Here is a 17,847-nt window from a genome sequence, read left to right as displayed (position 1 = left end):
CGCCGGAGCAGTCACCGCCTGCCGCCCGGCGCGCGTGCGCCGATCCAACCCACGATCTCCGCGAACAGCTTCATGTCGGGTGGCGCGGATAGGTCCACCGCCAGACAACGGCGGTAATACGGACTGAGATCCAGCCCGACGCCCAGGCCCAGCACCTCCACATCGCGCGAAGCCTCATGGCGCACCACGACGGCCTTGAGGTGGTTGTCGAGATAGAAGGCGTCGTTGGCCTGACCCGTCGCGCTATCCATCGGGCTGCCATCCGAGATCACGATCAGAATCCGTCGCGCCTCAGGACGGGCGACGAGGCGCGTGCATGCCCAGTCGACCGCTTCGCCATCCACGCCCTCGCGAAACAGGTCTGCCTTGAAGAGCGCGGCAATGTCGGCGCGGGCGCGTCGCCAGCTCTGGTCGGCGTCCTTGAACACCAGATGAGACAGTTCATTGAGCCGGCCCGGATGAGACGGCCGGCCCTGCGCCAGCCAGTCGAGCCGGGCGCGGCCGCCGTTCCAGGTGCCTGTGGTGAAGCCCAGCACCTCGGTAGTGACACCGGCCTGGTCGAGCGCGCGCGTGAGAATGTCCACCATGATCGCCACCGGCTCGATATGCGCTTTCATGGAGCCTGAGCAATCGATCAGGAAGCCGACTACACAGTCGGCCATGAGCGTGTTTCGTTCCAGCCGGAACAGACGCCGTTCAGCGGGAGAACTAACCAGTTGGGCGAGACGCCGCCCGTCGATACGCCCATGCTCTTCACCGAACGACCAGCCGTCGCGTTGCGGAATCGCCAGCGCCGCCTTCAGCGCGTGCGCAAGCCGCGCCACGTTGATGCCCTGGGCAGCGACGCGTTCGTCGAGCCGCTCGCGAAACTCGCCAAGCAAGGCTTTGCGGACCAGCGCACCTGGTGCGATCTCGCGGTCGTAGCGCGTGGTATAGGCCCGATAACCCTGCTCCGAGGCCTCGAGCACGCGGCTTCTGCCGGTGAGCGCAACGGCCATGTCCTTGTACTCGTCGTCCTCGACGTCGAACCAGAGCGAGAACGCTGTGCGCGGCGCTTTGTCGTCGCTTTCCTGCGGGTCATCTTGCGCATCGTCCAGCGCCTCGGCGCGGGCGGTTCGGATCATGTCACCCACCAGCCTCGCCAGTTCGAGCGCATGGACAGCGAACGCGCCCTGCTCCTGTCGATGCCGGCGCAAACCTGCCAGCGAGGCGCCCAGCACCGGCGCGATCGCCGCGCGCGTGGCTTCGATCAGGCCTTCGGTTTGTTCAAGCACAGGCCAACCCGTCAGGCGCGACCACGCAATCTGTGCGACGGTGTACAGGAGGATGCCGAGCTGATCTTCGGCGAGTCCGGAGCGGTAGAAAGCCAGCGACCAGGCCTCGAAACGATCGCGCAGATTCCGCACCAAGCCCGGCATGCCCGGTGGTGTCTGTGTTTCGCACCGTAGTTGCTCGAGCAGTTCGAATATCAGTCGCTCAACGCGGTCCGTCGGGCATAGCCGGCTGTGCAGCGCCGCATCGGAGTGCATGAGTCGCAAGGCTGCACCGTCGGCGGCGCCACGCAGGGACGCGAAATCGTCCTGCTGCGGATCGGTGCGCAGATGCGGCGCGTGCAAGGGCAAAGGCCGCAGGTCACGGCACAAACGGCCTTCGCGGTAATGCAACGTGGCGTCGCCTGTGAGCGCACGCACGGTCGCGGCGCACAGGGCCTCGCGTTGCTCCGCGCGCAGCGCCGCTTGCCTGTCCGACGTCATCAGCGGATGCCCGCTGCCTGGTCTTCAACGTTGGCCGCGGCCTCGAGCTCAGTACCAAAGCAGCGCTGAAAATACTCCGCCACGATCGACCTCTCCGCTTCATCGCACTTGTTCAGGAAGGTCAGGCGAAACGCCATCGCGGGATCATGGAAAATCTGGCAGTTCTCCGCCCAGTTGATCACCGTGCGCGGCGACATCAGCGTCGACAGGTCGCCGCTCGCAAAGCCCTTGCGGGTGAGTTCCGCCACGCTCACCATCGCCTCGATCAGCGCACGCCCCGCCTCGTCAGCCAGTTCCGGTACGCGTGCAAGCACGATGCCGGCCTCTTCCGCGCGCGGCAGATAGTTGAGCGTGGCCACCACGTTCCAGCGATCCATCTGCGCGTGATTCAGCACTTGCGTGCCGTGATACAAACCGTTCAGATTGCCCAGTCCCACCGTATTGGTGGTGGCGAACATGCGGAAATACGGATGCGGATGAATCACACGATTCTGGTCGAGCAGCGTGAACTTGCCGTCGCGCTCGAGAATGCGCTGGATCACGAACATCACATCCGGACGCCCCGCATCGTATTCGTCGAAGATCAGGGCGACCGGGCGCTGCAATGCCCATGGCACGATCCCCTCCTGAAACTCGGTGACCTGCAGATCGTCGCGCACTACGATCGCGTCTTTACCGACCAGATCGAGGCGGCTGATATGGCCATCGAGATTGACACGCACGCACGGCCAGTTGAGGCGGGCCGCAACCTGTTCGATGTGCGTCGACTTCCCGGTACCGTGCAAGCCCTGCACCATCACCCGGCGATCACGGCTGAAGCCGGCCAGGATCGCCAGTGTCACTTCCGGATTGAAGCGGTAGACCTCGTCGATCTCCGGCACGTGGTCGTCGCGCTCGCTGAAAGCGGGCACCATCAGGCTGGAATCGATGCCGAAAACGGTTCGTACAGCGACCATTCTGTCGGGTTTGCCAGTCACGATATCAGTCACTTCATTCTCCTCCCCGCTGTGGGGATGTTCGTTCGGCGCCGCCGGGTCATTACATTTTTCGGTACATTTTGTTCCATTTTATTATAAACAAAATCCCTCGTCCTGGGCGGCGCTTTCTCTGCATCGACCCCACAGGCCGCGCCATCAACGCACGGTCGCCATCCCGTCGAAAGGTTTCATGCGCCGTTCCATCGCTCGCGCCGCCCATGCCGAGAGCAGCGCAGACAGAATCACGTAGCCGCACACATACCAGGGCTTGCCGCCGTCGAGACGCAGCAGTGCCGTCGCGATGATCGGTGTGAGGCCGCTCGCGAAGATCCCCGAGAATTGATACACGAACGAGATGCCGGTATAGCGCACCTCCGGATCGAACAGTTCGGCAAAGAGCGCGGCTTCCGGACCGTAGACCATCGCGTAGAAGATGCCGAACGGGATCACCACGCCGAGCCAGACGCCCAGCGTATTGCCGGCCTGCGTCTCCATCAGCCAGAACGCCGGCAGCACCGAGGCGCCGCAGATCAGCGAGCCCCAGCGATACACCCGCGCGCGTCCCATCAGGTCCGACATCCTGCCGAAGAAAGGGATGAAGAAGCACATCACCATCGCCGCGATCATCACGCCGGTGAGCGCTTCCGTGCGACTCATCGAAAGACGTTGCGTGAGGTAGCCGATCATGAACACCGCGAAGATGTTGAAGAACACCCCGTCGATCCAGCGTGCGCCCATGCCGAGCAGCACCGAACTGCGGTAGCGCGTAATCATGTCGACGAACGGGATTTTCACGTCGCGGCGGTTGCGCTTGAGCGCGAGAAACTCGGGCGTCTCCATCACCTTGATGCGGATGTAGAGGCCGAGGACCACGAGCAGCAACGAAGCGCCGAACGCGACCCGCCAGCCCCAAGACAGAAACGCCGCTTCCGGCAGCAGGTGGGAAATGCCCGCGACGATGCCCGACGCGAGGCATAAGCCGATCGACAAACCGATCTGCGGCAAGCTCGCGTACAGACCACGCCGGTTCGGCGGCGCATATTCGTAGGCCATCAGCACCGCGCCGCCCCACTCACCCCCGAGCCCGATGCCCTGCAACACGCGCAGGAAGAGCAGCAGAATGGGCGCCCAGATGCCGATCTGATCGAAGGTCGGCACGAAGGCGACGCCCGCCGTCGAAACCCCCATGATGATCAACGTGCAGATCAATGCGGACTTGCGTCCGACCTTGTCGCCGAAGTGACCGAAGATCACGCCGCCGAGCGGCCGCGTCACGAAGCCGACAGCGAACGTGCCGTAGGCCAACATCGTCGAGACGAGCGGATCGTGAGCGGGAAAGTAAAGCTTGTTGAACACAATGCCCGCGACGACGCCGTACAGAAAAAAGTCATACCATTCGACCGTCGCACCAATCACGCTCGCGAATGCAACGCGGCGGATAACCCGCTTATCGATTGCCATAGCGCCTCCTCCAATGGATGGCCGCGTGCCGTCCCGGCAACGCAGCACATTTAAGCCCCTGTCTGTCTCCTCCTGGGGCACGAATTCCGCCGCCTGCACGCTGCTTTTATCGACTTCGGATGCAGCGAGTCAGGTAGCGATCGTTTTACTTCTTGCGGCCACTTCGCTTCGTTGTTGCTGTTTCTGCTTTTGCGTCCGCTGTTGCCTCAGTATTGCGCTTCCATGCTCCGCGATTGCACTTGCCCAGCCGAAAGGTCGCCGGCGCGAGCATCCTCAAGAATCATGCTGGACGCCTTCTCAGCGACCATCACGATCGGTACGTTGGTATTGCCGGAGACCAGCGTCGGCATGATCGAACAATCGACCACCCGCAAACCTTGCGTGCCATACACGCGCAATCGTTCGTCAACCACCGCGCCCGGATCGCTCGCGACGCCCATCTTCGCGGTGCCGGACGGATGAAAAATCGTCTGGCCGTATTCGCGGCAAAAATGCAGCAACTCGTCGTCGCTTTGTGCTTCCCGGCCAGGCCGCACTTCGCGTTTCATCAGCGATGCCATGGGCTCCGTGGCGGCGACGCGGCGCGCGAAACGCACACCCGCAACCGTCGTGCGGCGGTCGAGATCGGTTGCCAGATAATTCGGCTGGATCGACGGGGCGTCGCGCATGTCGCTCGTGCGGATCCGCACACTTCCGCGCGACTCCGGCCGCAACTGGCAGATCGAATAGGTACAGCCGGGAAACGCGTGGACGTCGCCGCCCGCGGTGTCGGCTGAGAGCGTGGAGAAGTGGAACTGGATGTCGGGCGTTTTCGCCTCATCCGGCAACGCGCGGCAGAACATGCCGCCCTGATTGATGCCGACAGCCAGCGGCCCTTCGCGAAACAGCGCCCATTGCAGCCCCATCTTTGCGCGGCCCGTCCAGGAGTGCAGCAGGTCGTTTGTGGTGATCGGCCGCGTCACTTCATAGGTCAGGCGCACTTGCAGATGGTCCTGCAGGTTCTCGCCGACACCGGCTCGATTGGCGACCACCGGAATACCCAATTCATTGAGCAATTTTGCCGGCCCAACGCCCGACACCTGCAGCAATTGCGGCGACTGCAGCGCGCCTGCCGTCAGCACCATCTCGCGGTGCGCACGCACTTCGTGAACCCTGCCGTGCTGCACATAGCGAACACCCGTAGCACGTGTGCCTTCGAAGAGAATCTTCGACGCCAGCGCGTTGGTCTCGATCTGCAGATTCGGACGGCTGCGTGCGGGTTTGAGGTAAGCGACGGCCGTCGAACAACGCCAGCCACGCCGCGTGGTCAGTTGATAGTAGCCGACCCCTTCCTGATCGCCCTGATTGAAGTCGTCGACCGTTGGGACGCCCAGGCGATTCGATGCGGCGATGAATGCATCCACGAGTTCGTGGCTCTGCTTGATCGTGGAGGCCCACAACGGACCGTCCAGGCCACGTGTCGGCGACTCGCCCAGTTCGTTGTGTTCGAGCCGCCGGAAGTAAGGCAGGCACTCCTCCCAGCTCCAGCCGCGATTGCCGAGCGCGGCCCAGTGGTCGTAATCCTCTTTCTGACCGCGAATGTAGATCAGCCCGTTGATGGAACTGCAGCCACCCAGCGTGCGCCCGCGCGGCCAGTAGAGCTTGCGGTCGTGCATGTTCGGATCCGGGTCGGTGTAAAAGCCCCAGTTGTAGACCGGATGAAACATGGTCTTGCCGTAGCCGATCGGGATATGGATCCACAGAAAGCGGTCGGGCGGCCCGGCTTCAAGCAGGCATACCGAGTAGCGGCCATTCTCGGAGAGGCGGTTGGCCAGTACACAGCCGGCCGATCCAGCGCCGACGACCACGTAGTCGAAACTCCGTACCATTGATGTCTCCGTGCTGCTGCCTTTGTTTTAAAACCGGATCATTTCGTCCCAATTTATTGGATGGCAGTTTCGACTTCAAGCAAATCCGGTTACGATTGAATAATCCGGTACGAAAACCGACTTTTTCGTTTCACTATTCAATCTGTCCGCACGCGTTCATCCGGGTTGTCACTGATCCGTTCGGGCTGCATTTATCGTCATCCGCTTCGGGAAGGACAATGAGAGACACCACGCATCTCCCCTCACCCGCTCACGAGCCCGCCGACGACACCCGCGTCCTGCGCGCGCTCAGCGTGCTGGAGCAACTTGCGTCCGCCGGACAGCCGTCCTCACTCTCCCAGTTGTCTTCACGTCTGCAGATTCCGAAGGCGACCCTGATGCGCCTGATCGAGTCGCTCGAAGCACGCGGTTACGTCACGCACATGCCGGATTCGCGCGGCGCCGATCGCGCGATTGCGCTCGGGCCACGCGCCGCGCAGCTCGCCCTGACCACGCTCGCGAACAGCACGTTTACGCGTGCGTGCCGTTCGTTGCTGCGCACGCTCGTGGAGTCGCTTGGCGAGACCTGCAATCTCACCGTGCTCGATGGCGATACCGTGCTGTACGTCGAGCGTGTCGAGACGAGTGAACCCTTGCGTCTGCATATGCAACCGGGCACGCGCGTCCCGCTGCATTGCACCGCCAGCGGCAAGCTGTTTCTTTCGCAGATGAGCTCAGCCGAGCGCGGACTTGTCATCCGCCGCTTACCGCTCAAATCGATGACGTATCGCACCCTGACCGATATCGATCTGCTGGAAGCGGAACTCGACCGCCTCGCTATGCGCGGCATCGGCGTCGACAACGAGGAGTTCGTGCGCGGGATGGTGGCGGTCGCGGTGCCGGTGCGCAACGTCGAGGATGGCCGAGTGCTCGCGGCATTGGCCGTTCATTCGCCCACGGCGCGTTCCAGCCTGGAGGATCTGTTGAAAGCGGTGCCGATGCTCAAGGAGATCGCCGTGCGCATCGGACCGCTGCTTCAGCCTGCCGCGGCGACGACGGTGGCCGCGACGAAGTAGAGATCGAGGGGCCGATCAGAATCGCGCGAACGGGAACGCCGCGCAAGTGACGCACGACGGCTGGCGAATAACGTGCCGCGGATGGCGCGGCACGCAGGCCACGTTCAAGGTTTCTCGTCGCGCCGGAAATACAACTGGTAGAGCATCCGTTGTCCAATACGACGGAACGGCGCGAACGGATGGCCGGGTAACGGGGACGTGAAGATCGGCAGCGTCTGCTTCGACCCTTTACCCGCAATCCGTTCGGCGAGGCGTCGCCCCGCCTGCTGAGAATATGACACACCGTTGCCACCGTAGCCCAGTGCGTAAAACACCGACTGCTTCGGATCCGGCTGGCACACGCGCGGCATCATGTCGTGGCTCACATCCACCCAACCCCACCATGAATAGTCGATCTGGACACCGCGCAATGCCGGAAACTTGCGGCCCATCCCTTCGATGAGCAACTCGTAGTGGCGCGGATTCGGCGCATCCGCACCGGTGATCGCGCTACGGCTGCCGATCTGCAGCCGGTTGTCCGGCAGGAAGCGGTAGTAGAAACGCAGCGTGCGCGTATCGGTCAGCACCTGCGTCGTTCGAAAATTGCAGGCGGCGATTTCCTGCTGCGTGAGCGGACGCGTCACCATCGAATTCGACAGGATCGGCATCACCCGGCCCGTCAGCGAAGGATGAAGATCCGGCGCCGTATACGCGCCAGTCGCGATACCCACAGACCGGGCCCGCACGATGCCGCCCGGCGTGCGCAGATGATGAATGCCGTTGATGGTTTCCCAGCCGATCACCGGGCTCGCCGGATGAACGCGCGCGCCTGCTTCGCGTGCGAGCCGCAGATAGCCATACGCAAGCTTCAACGCGTGGATGCCAATACCTTCGGGTTCGTGGAGCGCGCCGGCCGCCTCGCAATCGTTGACGTACTCGCGGCGCAACGTCGCCTGGTCGATGAGCTCGGACGGATAGCCGAAAACGTCTTTCCAGACTTTGGCTTCGGCGGCGAGTTTGTCCATCATGCGCGGCCGGTGCGCAATCAGAAAGTGGCCACCCGGCTGCGGATCGCAATCGATTTCGGCCACCAGCGACTTGAAGTTGTCGAAACCTTCCTGGATCTCGTCGTGCATTTTCAACGCGACGTCTTTACCCCAACGCTCGATCCATTGGGAACGCGACAGGCGTCCCGACGCATTCTGCCCTTGTCCGCCATTGCGGCTGCTGCAGCCCCAACTGGTTTTGTTGGCCTCGAGCACCACGGCCTTGATGCCATGCTCGCGCGCGAGACACAGCGCCGTCGCGAGCCCCGTATATCCTGCGCCGATGATCGCCACGTCCACGTCGATATCTTTCATGATCGGACCATCGTCCGGTGGCGGCGTGCCGGCGGTCGCGGCCCAGTAGGTCGGCGCGTATTGCTTGCCGTGCCCCGGTCCCGGCGAGACCAGCGGGTCGTATCTCGGGTCATACTGTGTTGCGCTATCCCGTCCTGCGGACAGACCTTCGCCGACCCGTGTGATGACACTTGGCTCCATGAGAAGCTCCTCGTCGGCGTCAAACGTTCTGCTTCGGACGTTCCTTGCGGAACGCGCGCTTGACTGCGATCAGACCATCGCGGAACTCGAAGAGATCGCACCCTTCTGCTTCGATGCGCCAGCCTTCCGCATGCGTCCCCGTGAATACCCATTCGGACACGCCGCGTTCGCCGATTACGTAGTGACGGCCCTTTCCCCAATGCGCATCCGGGAAAGTCTTGAAGACTGTTTCGAACGCCGCGCGCACCGCGTCGCGACCGACGAAGCGCGCGCCATAGACTTCACTTCCGCCGGCGGCGTCGAACACACAGTCTTCGGTCATGAAGCCCATTAGCGCGTTCGCATCGTGACGATTGAACGCGGCGGAAAATGCGGCGAGCGTGTCCGCGGTGACCTTCGATGCGGACGTTTCTGGTGTGGCCATGCATGTCTCCTGCTTGGTGAATTGGGTGAGACTCGTGAGCTTGCCTAAGCGGCGACCTCTTATGGAAAAGTGTAAGTTTGGTGACCACTCGACGGTAGGGCCAGTGCGCTGGTTTCGCCTGGTGCAGCGTGTGTCGGGGAGACGCGGGTTGACTGGCCTGGAACCGGGTTTTCGGATTCGGGCCGTTGGTGGGCTTGGTGGGTTTAGTGCGCTTGACGTGCTTGACGCGATGATCGCGGCAAGCTGGCGCGAGGCTGACGCTAGTTCAGCACTTGTGTGCTTTCGAGGCAGCGCTTCACCGTACACTAGTACCAGCGATAATGAATCGCCTGGTCCACATGAGGGGTCATGAGCGGGCATTGCACCCGCTCCTGCGAATAGGGCAAGGTCGTTCTTACGTGACCAGGGCGACCAGCCCGGAACACAGCAGCAAAGCGCTCACGAGATGTTCGAGCCGGCGGACCGCCAATACCGCCCAACGCGGTCAGCGCGCCTCTCTTTTGCGGTTCACGCGGCTTACCAGGCATCACTGCCCGCATAACGCGTCGCCACGGCCAAAGCGAGACTCCAGACCAGCGCGGCCAGCAACGACAGGCCAAGCGCCAGATAGACCGCCACACGAATCCCCGCGTCGAGTGGCTGGATCGCACTCATCAGCGCACCGAAGATCGCGACGCCAAAAGCGGACCCTGTCTGCCGGCTCGCGTTGAGCACACCCGCCCCGACGCCGGCACGCGCCTTGTCTACCGCCGTCATCAACGCGGCGGTCGCCGCCGGCGAAATCACCCCCGCCCCGAAACCGACTGCAGGAAAGCAAAGCGCAATACGCCAATACGGCGCATCGTCCGCGAGCGCGACGAGCCCGGCGAAACCCAGTGCATACAGCAGGAAGCCAGCACAAACGAGCCGGTGCGCGCCATACGTCCGGTTCAACGCGCCGGACACGAAGCTGCCGATGGTCACCATCACGGTCAACGGCAGGAATGCGAGGCCGGTCCGCAACGGAGACCATCCGCGTGCAGACTGGAAGTACAAACTCAACAGGAAAAACAAGCCATAGAAAATCAGGCCGGAAATCAGCGAAACGAATGCCGAGGCAGAAAACACTGGACTACGAAAGAAGCCCAACGGCAGCATCGGTTGTTTGCGTTTGGCCTCGACCAGCACGAATGCAACCCAGGCGACAAGCGCAATCGCCGCGCCCGCATGTATCGCGCCCGCCTGCCATCCGAGCTTCGCCCCCTCGATCAGCACGGCTACCGACGCGCCAAGCGCAACGATGGCGAGCAGTTGCCCGGCGACATCCATCGGCCTGTCCGAGCTGGCCGGCCGCACCGAATCGACACGCGTAGTCAGCCACGCGCCGATCAGCGCGATCGGCACGTTCACCAGAAAAATGCTGCGCCAGCCTAGCAGGTGAATCAGCAGACCACCGGCGAGGGGTCCCGCCGCCATCGCGATACCGCCGCATCCGGCCCACACGCCGATCGCGCTGGCGCGCTGCCGTGCGACCGGAAAAGCATGGTTGATCAGGGTCAGCGAACACGGCACCAAAAGTGCAGCACCGACGCCTTGCAATACCCGCGCGACTACCAGAATCTGCAAATCCGGCGCCAATCCGCATAACGCCGATGCGCAAGCGAAGACCAGCAATCCGGCGAGATAGACTGTTTTCGCGCCGATCCGGTCGCCTAGCGCGCCGCCACTCAGCAGCAGGCTGGCAAACGTCAGCGTGTAAGCGTTGACGACCCATTGCAGGCCGGTGATATCCGAGCCCAGACTGGCCGCAACCGGCTCCAGCGCAACGTTTACGATCGACGTATCCAGTATGACAATGACGTAGCTGAGGCTCGTCGCGATCAATACCCGCTTCTGATATTCACGTTCATCGTTCAAGAGTTTCAGCCCCTATTTCCCGGTTCTCCGTTGACTATACGGCGACCCGCACAGAGAATGCTTCGGGCTGTATCGAAGTGTTAGTGCGAACAAGCGAACGGTTTTTCACCTGCCAACAGGCATCAAACGCGCATCAATGAAGGACGCTGCAAACAAATGGGCCAGCACAATATTTCGAGTGTTGCGCACCTGATCGCCGAACCGGTTCGTTCGGTGATGCTGATCACGCTCGCCGACGGCAGCACCATGTCGGCCGGCGCACTTGCAGCAGCGGCGGGCGTGACCGCGCAGACCGCCAGCTCGCACCTCTCCAAGCTGCTCGACGGCGGCTTGCTGAGCGTGGAAAGCAAGGGCCGGCATCGCTATTACCGGCTCGCCGGCGCGCACGTTTCGCACGTGCTTGAAAGCCTCGCGTCGGTTGGCCCGGTCACCCCGGCCTGGCGCAATACGCCGAATCGCTCGGCGCAGGCGCTGCGTTTCGCGCGCTGCTGCTATGACCATCTGGCGGGCCAGATCAGCATCGCCGTGACGCAGAGCATGCTCACGCGTGGCTTCATCGTCGAGGCGAGCGAGCGCCACTACGCGCTCACCACATCCGGCCGCGCGTGGTTGCAGCAACTCGGCATCGATATCGGCGAACTGCCGGTCGGCCAAACGGAACAGGCCCGCCAATGTCTCGATTGGACCGAGCGGCAGTTTCACATCGCGGGGCCGTTAGGCGCCCGGCTAATGGATGCCTTTCTTGCATGGGGCTGGGTGCGCAAGTCCTCCACCACGCGGTCGGTGACCGTCACGGCACTCGGCTGGGATGGACTCAAGACGCACTTCGGCATCGCGCGCGAGACATACGAACCTGATTAAATGCGTCAGGTCACGTAGGCCGCCCAATTGTTAAATCCTCGCCTCGCAGCTTCGTTTTGTAGAAGCCGGCTCACCGAGGGGAGGCAACGTGCACGCACAGAAACATCATCGCGGAGCTCATCGCCCCTCGCATCTGAAAGCGGTCAAGCCGACCGATCCGCCGCATACGGGACAAAGGCCCGAGCCAGAACAGAAATCCGGGCAGAAACCAGGGCCGACGCCAGGGAAGGCGGGCACCCCGCACGAAGACCGCCTCGCGAAGCTCGCAACCTTCACGACCAACCTGCGGATGGTTTCGCTGAACCTGCTGCTTCTGATCAGCGCATGCCTTGGCGGCGCCGTGCTGTGGAAGCTGGTATCCGCACGCGAGACCGTCATTGAAAATATCTACGTGCCCGACGCGTTCGCCAAAATCGGCTACTCCGGTGACGCGTTCCAGTCATTCGTCGCGGACCATCTGATCGCCCTCGAAGAGCGCGCGGCAGACGTGATACCCGCCTCCGCCAAAGAAGAAATCAGGCTCGATTCCGATATGCCGGATTTCTCGGTGCCCGGCACGTCCATTTCCGCGAAGACGATCCTGCAGTACGTGCGCGAGGCGCTGCCGCTTCCGGTTTCAACCATCTCGGGCAGCGTAACCGGCACCCCGGACCACTACGTTCTGCATCTGGCTCTGGTGGAACGCGGCCAGGTTTATCGTTTCGACACACCCGAAGGCGCAATCGCCGATCTGGATAAAAATCTCTCCGATCTCGCCCTCGATGTGCTGAAGAAGCACAGTCCCTATATCTACGCTTCGTACGAGTCGGCCGAAGCTCAGGCGCGCTGCTACGCCGGCAAGGGAGCCTGCAATTTCTCCGAGGCTGAACGGATATTTTCGAGCATCGTCGACGCCGGAGACGAACAACCGAATTACAAATGGGCCCTGCTCGGACTATCGAAGATCGACGAGGCGTACCACGATTACAAAGGCGAAATCAGCGCGGTCAGCCGCCTGTCCGCCGAATACCCGTCGTCCTGGAGCTTTTATAACTGGGGCGTTGCGCTCAGCGAGCTCGGTTGCCACAAGCTGGCGATCGGCGCGTTCGAACGATCCATTGCCTTGCATTCGTCACGGGAGGCTGCATTCAATGCAATTGGCCGCGCCTGGCTGGCACTGGCCAGACAGGCGCCGGACCGTCATTCCACTGAAGCGAAGTCCGACCTGCAAAACGCGCGCGACGATTTCCGTATCGCCGTTTATCTGAAACCAGATTACCAGGAAGCGCACGTCAATCTGGCGGAATCGCTCAAGCTGCTCGACGATGACAACGGCGCGCGCCGCGAATACGTGAGCGCCATCAAGATGGATCCGACACACGCGGGGCTCGCCTATGCCAGGTATGCCGAACTGGCCGGGGATCCGAAAGAGCGGAGTAAGCTCCTCGGCTTTGCGAGCTGGGCCGACAACTTGCACAAGGAATGCAGCGCGAGTAACTCGACCTCGCTGCTCGAGGCGCAAGGTTGCAGCGTCGCCATGCAAGCCGAAACAACCCGTGTCGCCAACACAGGAAGTCATGCCGGAATCGAGACCGTTGCAGCGACGGCGCCTCCGGCACCCGACTGCCGCGGCCTCGCGGTCGACGACAGACTCGCGCCCGAAGATGGCTTGCCCGGCTTGCCGGAGATTGCTCCGTGAAACCGGGCTCAACATCCTCGCGCATACAAGCTCTGTATCAATGGCTGACTGTGTCGCGATCCGAACGGCGCTCGACAAAACGCCTCACGTAGTCATCAGCGGGGCGCGTCAGGATCTCGTTGGGCGTACCTTCCTGCACGAGTTTGCCGTCGCGCAGAATCGCGATGCGGTTGCCGATCCGCAGCGCTTCGTCGAGATCGTGCGTGATGAACACGATGGTCTTCTTTAGCGTAGCCTGCAATTGCAGCAACTGGTCCTGCATTTCCGTGCGAATCAGCGGGTCGAGCGCGGAGAATGCTTCGTCCATCAGCACGACGTCCGTATCTGCGGCAAGCGCGCGGGCCAGTCCAACCCGCTGACGCATGCCGCCGGATAACTCGTCCGGATAATGTTCGTCGTAACCGTTCAGACCCACCTTGCCGAGCCAGACACGGGCTTTCTCGTTGGCTTCGGTCTTGCGTTCGCCGCGCACACGCAATGCATATGCCGTATTGTCGAGCACGGTCTGATGCGGCAACAGTCCGAAATTCTGGAACACCATGCTGACCTTATAGCGGCGCAGGTCACGCAGGCCTTGCGCGCCGAGCTTGATGACATCTGAGCCGTCGATCACGATCTCGCCCGCGGTCGGCTCGATCAGCCGGTTGAAATGGCGCACAAGGGTCGACTTTCCGGAACCGGACAGTCCCATGATCACGAAGATTTCGCCCGCGCCGATATTCAGGCTGACGTCGTTCAGGCCAACGTTGCAACCGGTCTGGGCCAGCACATCGGCTTTGCCCTTGCCGCTTCGCAACAGGTCCAGCACGCGCGTATGACTGGCCGGCGGGCCGAAAAGCTTGTACACGTGGTTGACTTCAATCGCTGCCATGTCGCTCTCCTCGCTTTTTCCTGCTGTTCCTGTCATTTGGCCGTGCGGGTTTCGAGCCCGCCTTCAGCCGCCGATGTTTCATCCGTATTCGTGCTGCTCACGCGATAAGGAATGCGCGAAGCCGCCCGGGCCTTTCTACGCTGCGCCAACACCCGTCGCGCACGGCGGTCCTGCCCATAGCCCTGGCTGATGCGGTCGATCACGATCGCGAGGATTACGATGGCAATGCCTGCCTGCGTCCCCTTGCCCACGTCGAGCGTCTGAATGCCGGCGAGCACATCTTCGCCGAGGCCGCGCGAACCGATCATCGAGGCGATCACCACCATGGAGAGCGCCATCATCGTCGTCTGGTTGATGCCGGCCATGATGCTGGGCCGCGCCAGCGGCATCTGCACGTTCACCAGCAACTGCCAGCGCGTCGTGCCGAAGGCGCGCGCCGCCTCGACCACCTCGCTATCCACATGGCGGATGCCGAGATCGGTCAGGCGAATCAGCGGTGGCAGCGCATAGATGATCGTGGCGAGGATCGCCGGCACCTTGCCAAGGCCGAACAGCATCAGCACCGGAATCAGATAGACGAAGCTGGGCAGCGTTTGCATGACGTCGAGCGTGGGTAACAGCACGCGCCGCAGCCATGCGCTGCGCGAGGTGAGAATGCCGAGCGGCACGCCCAGCGAGACCGACAGCACGGTCGCCACCAGCATCAACGCGAGGGTCTGCATCAGCTTTTCCCACAGACCGAAGCAACCGATCGCATAGAGCAGCAGCATGAAGAAACCGGCAATGCTCAGGCGCCGCGTCGCATTCCACGTCACCGCGCCGACCGCCAGCAGGATCAGCCATGGCGGTAATGCGCGCAATGCGCCTTCGAGCGGCACGAGCACATAGCGCAGCAGTGCAATGCTGAACTGGTGAAAGCTGTCGCCGTAGCGGGTAACGAACGATTGCACGGCGTCGTTCACCCAGTCGGCAATCGAAAGATGCAGAAAAAACGAATGCATGACCCCTCCTCCACTACAGGTGGACCACAGGACGTACAACACCTGCAGTCCGGCACGAAGCCGCAAGAGCTCGTGCCGTCGAAATCTGCCTGACGTTACAGCCTGTCAGGCGCCAGCAAGTCCGGCCTGCACTTTCGACGCGACGTCGGCAGGCACCCATTGCTTCCACATCTCCGGATGCTCGCGCAGGAATTGTGTGGCCATGGCCGAGCCGTCGAGTTTCTTCGTGCTCATTTCCAGGATCGTGCTGTTAAGGAAGTCCATCGGAAACTTGACCTTGCCGAGCATCGACACGAGTTGCGGGTCGGCGTCGTAGAACGGCGTGGATACGCCTACCGTGACATGCGAGACCATGTACGAGGAAGCGCATTGCGAGGTACTGCTTTCGTCGCGCAACGTCTTCCAGCACGCGTCGTTATAGGCAGGCATCTTCAGTTCGACGAACCTGTACTTCGCCATCAACGCAGCCGGGCCCCAGTAATAGAACACAATCGGCGCGCCGCGTTGGTACGCGGAAGCGATAGCGGCATCGAGCGCGGCACCCGTGCCTGGGTGGAAGTTGGTGTAGCTCGCATCGAGATTCAGCACCTTCAGCAAGCGTGTGTTGACCCGTTCGCAATCCCAACCCGTCGGACAGTTGAGAAAGCGGCCCTTGTCCGGTTCCTCGTCGTCGGCGAATACGCTCTTGTACTTAGGCAGGTCGGTCACTGAAACAAGACCTGCGGCGACCGGCTTGATACCGCGTTTGGGATCGCCCTTCACCACGTATTCCGGCACGAACCAGCCTTCCTTCGTGCCGCCCGGCAAGGTGTCGCCTACCAGCTTGACGCTGCCCGAGGCCACGGCCTTCGCGGTGATCTCGCTGCGTCCGGTCCACTGTTCGGCCCACACCTGCACGTCGTTGTGCGCGAGCGCGGTTTCGGTGGCGGCCGTGCTGCCAGGCACGACATCGGTCTTGCAACCGTAGCCCTTCTCCAGAATCTGCCGCAGCACTTCGGTCGCAAAGGAGCCGCTTTCCCACGTAATGCCGGCGAAATGCACCGTCTTGCCCTGCGCGCACCAGCTATCCGCAGCGTGCGCGGTGACGCCGGTCAAAGCCATGGCGGCGGCGCACAGCACCGTCCGAAGTTGTCTGAATTGCATTGTCGATCACCCTTGGAGCGTTGAATTGCAATGAGCCGGCATGTGCGAGGGTCTTGGCCCCTGCCTCACATGCCGGTGAGGACACGCCATGCGCTCAAGCGAGCAGGCGCTTCTCGAACGGATAGTCGGACAGCAGCTCCACGCGGCCGTCGTCGCGCACATACACCTGCTCTTCCAGCTTGACGCCTTCGCCGCCATCTTCATGGCCGATATAGCTTTCGATGCACAGCGTCATGCCGGGCTCGATCACGCCGTCATAGCCCTTGGCGTCGTTGTCCTCGCGATGGACGATGTACGGATACTCGCCGGTCATGCCGACGCCGTGCGCGAGCGCGAAATAGCGGCGCGCCTGGTAAGGGCCGGGAATCTTCCAGGCCTTCGCGATGAACTCCTGGAAGGTGGTGCCGGCGCGCACGTTCTCCATGTTCGAATGCACCTGTTCATAAGCGAGCTTATAGACAGTCTTCTGTGCCGCTGTGGCGGGACCGTCGCCGCACAGGAAGGTGCGCGAGAAGTCCGCGTAATAGCCAAAGCGCCCCACGACGTCCGTGTCGAGACCGACAAGTTCGCCTGTCTGGATCTTGCGCGGGCTGCTTTCCTGGAACCACGGATTGGTGCGCGGACCGGAGCTGATCAAACGTGTTTCCACGTAGTCGCCGTCCGTTTCGATAATGTGCTTGTGCAGATGCGACCAGAGTTCGTTTTCGCTGATGCCAGGCACGAGTGCGGCTTCCAGCTTACGCACGCCCTCTTCCGCGGCACGCAACGATGAACGGATCATCTTGATCTCGTTGGGCACTTTGATCGAACGGGCCCGTTCGAGCGGCTCCTGCGCGTCGCTGATCTGATAGCCGCGCGCTTGCAACGCAAAGGCCGCCGCCGACGTCGCGCTTTCGATGGCAATGCGTTTGCCGCCGCCGCTCTGCTTGACCAGCTCGTCGATTTCGTCGGCCCAGCGTTCGGTGACGCGGCCCAGCATGTCGTCGCAGAAGTAATAGGAAATCGCGGTGGCGGGCCGCACTTCGTCGACGGTATCGAGTCCGTCGGCTAGAAAATCACAACCGGCGTATTCGAACAGCACGACCTTGCCTTCAGCCGGTACGAACAGATAGCGCGCGGGATTGCGCATCGAATAGACCTGCATGTTGCGCGAGCCGGTCGCATAGCGCATATGCGTGGGGTCGAACAGGATCGCGGCGGTCAAATCACGCTTTTTCAGTTCACGGCGCACGGCTGCAAGCCGGTCACGCTGGATCTGCGCGATTTCCTCCACGGTCGGTTCGCAATCTTCCGGGCGGTGGGTCGGGCGAATAATCGTCATGGTTTTGAAGGGGACGT

General features: G+C 62.2%; 14 protein-coding genes. 3 read left to right on the top strand and 11 right to left on the bottom strand.

Annotated elements, in window-relative coordinates; translation table 11 throughout:
• Positions 1 to 11: 11 nt before the first annotated feature.
• The 4 genes from P3T25_RS41215 to P3T25_RS41200 all read right to left on the bottom strand — a co-directional run bounded on the left by P3T25_RS41215 (position 12) and on the right by P3T25_RS41200 (position 6,060).
• Positions 12 to 1,754, bottom strand: coding sequence for a cobaltochelatase CobT-related protein (locus P3T25_RS41215; protein ID WP_154563288.1), 1,743 nt, complete (start codon positions 1,752 to 1,754; stop codon positions 12 to 14).
• A complete protein-coding gene (locus P3T25_RS41210; protein ID WP_168435814.1) occupies positions 1,754 to 2,743 on the bottom strand; it encodes an AAA family ATPase in 990 nt (329 codons plus the stop codon). Before P3T25_RS41210 ends, P3T25_RS41215 begins: the two co-directional genes overlap by 1 nt.
• 144 nt (positions 2,744 to 2,887) lie before the next feature.
• Positions 2,888 to 4,192 (bottom strand): MFS transporter, encoded by a 1,305-nt coding sequence (locus P3T25_RS41205; RefSeq protein ID WP_154563290.1) that lies wholly within the window; start codon positions 4,190 to 4,192, stop codon positions 2,888 to 2,890.
• 206 nt (positions 4,193 to 4,398) lie between these two features.
• Positions 4,399 to 6,060, bottom strand: coding sequence for a GMC family oxidoreductase (locus P3T25_RS41200; RefSeq protein ID WP_429362960.1), 1,662 nt, complete (start codon positions 6,058 to 6,060; stop codon positions 4,399 to 4,401).
• Between the two features lie 218 nt (positions 6,061 to 6,278).
• On the opposite strand from P3T25_RS41200, the gene P3T25_RS41195 reads away from it, so the two are divergent.
• Positions 6,279 to 7,115, top strand: coding sequence for an IclR family transcriptional regulator (locus P3T25_RS41195; RefSeq protein ID WP_429362958.1), 837 nt, complete (start codon positions 6,279 to 6,281; stop codon positions 7,113 to 7,115).
• 104 nt (positions 7,116 to 7,219) lie between these two features.
• Here the strand turns inward: P3T25_RS41195 and P3T25_RS41190 are convergent, their stop codons facing one another.
• From P3T25_RS41190 to P3T25_RS41180, 3 genes are all read right to left on the bottom strand, one after another.
• The gene (locus tag P3T25_RS41190; RefSeq protein WP_171926652.1) at positions 7,220 to 8,635 is read right to left on the bottom strand and encodes an NAD(P)/FAD-dependent oxidoreductase; all 1,416 of its coding nucleotides are present in this window, start codon (positions 8,633 to 8,635) and stop codon (positions 7,220 to 7,222) included.
• 19 nt (positions 8,636 to 8,654) lie between these two features.
• On the bottom strand, positions 8,655 to 9,059 hold the full coding sequence (locus tag P3T25_RS41185) for a nuclear transport factor 2 family protein (RefSeq protein WP_266242450.1): 405 nt from the start codon (positions 9,057 to 9,059) through the stop codon (positions 8,655 to 8,657).
• A 516-nt stretch (positions 9,060 to 9,575) separates the two neighbouring features.
• Positions 9,576 to 10,955, bottom strand: coding sequence for an MFS transporter (locus tag P3T25_RS41180; RefSeq protein WP_429362956.1), 1,380 nt, complete (start codon positions 10,953 to 10,955; stop codon positions 9,576 to 9,578).
• 156 nt (positions 10,956 to 11,111) lie between these two features.
• Between P3T25_RS41180 and P3T25_RS41175 the strand changes: the two genes are divergently transcribed.
• Positions 11,112 to 11,816 carry an ArsR/SmtB family transcription factor gene (locus P3T25_RS41175; RefSeq protein WP_154563302.1) on the top strand — a complete coding sequence of 235 codons (705 nt, stop codon included), beginning with the start codon at positions 11,112 to 11,114 and terminating at the stop codon, positions 11,814 to 11,816.
• A gap of 88 nt (positions 11,817 to 11,904) precedes the next feature.
• A complete protein-coding gene (locus P3T25_RS41170) occupies positions 11,905 to 13,494 on the top strand; it encodes a tetratricopeptide repeat protein (RefSeq protein ID WP_171926650.1) in 1,590 nt (529 codons plus the stop codon).
• A 37-nt stretch (positions 13,495 to 13,531) separates the two neighbouring features.
• Here the strand turns inward: P3T25_RS41170 and P3T25_RS41165 are convergent, their stop codons facing one another.
• The 4 genes from P3T25_RS41165 to P3T25_RS41150 all read right to left on the bottom strand — a co-directional run bounded on the left by P3T25_RS41165 (position 13,532) and on the right by P3T25_RS41150 (position 17,830).
• Entirely contained in the window at positions 13,532 to 14,365 is an 834-nt protein-coding gene (locus tag P3T25_RS41165; protein WP_429362953.1) for a quaternary amine ABC transporter ATP-binding protein, read from the bottom strand.
• A 32-nt stretch (positions 14,366 to 14,397) separates the two neighbouring features.
• Positions 14,398 to 15,366, bottom strand: a complete 969-nt coding sequence (locus tag P3T25_RS41160) for an ABC transporter permease (RefSeq protein WP_154563308.1) — start codon at positions 15,364 to 15,366, stop codon at positions 14,398 to 14,400.
• A gap of 105 nt (positions 15,367 to 15,471) precedes the next feature.
• On the bottom strand, positions 15,472 to 16,509 hold the full coding sequence (locus tag P3T25_RS41155; protein ID WP_429362950.1) for an ABC transporter substrate-binding protein: 1,038 nt from the start codon (positions 16,507 to 16,509) through the stop codon (positions 15,472 to 15,474).
• A gap of 94 nt (positions 16,510 to 16,603) precedes the next feature.
• On the bottom strand, positions 16,604 to 17,830 hold the full coding sequence (locus P3T25_RS41150) for a M24 family metallopeptidase (protein WP_154563312.1): 1,227 nt from the start codon (positions 17,828 to 17,830) through the stop codon (positions 16,604 to 16,606).
• Positions 17,831 to 17,847: the final 17 nt, after the last annotated feature.

Origin of the sequence: Paraburkholderia sp. GAS32 (assembly GCF_050434225.1) — a bacterium.
GTDB lineage: Bacteria > Pseudomonadota > Gammaproteobacteria > Burkholderiales > Burkholderiaceae > Paraburkholderia > Paraburkholderia madseniana.
Note: the sequence above shows the minus strand (reverse complement) of the source record. Positions and strands in the feature narration are given on the sequence as shown.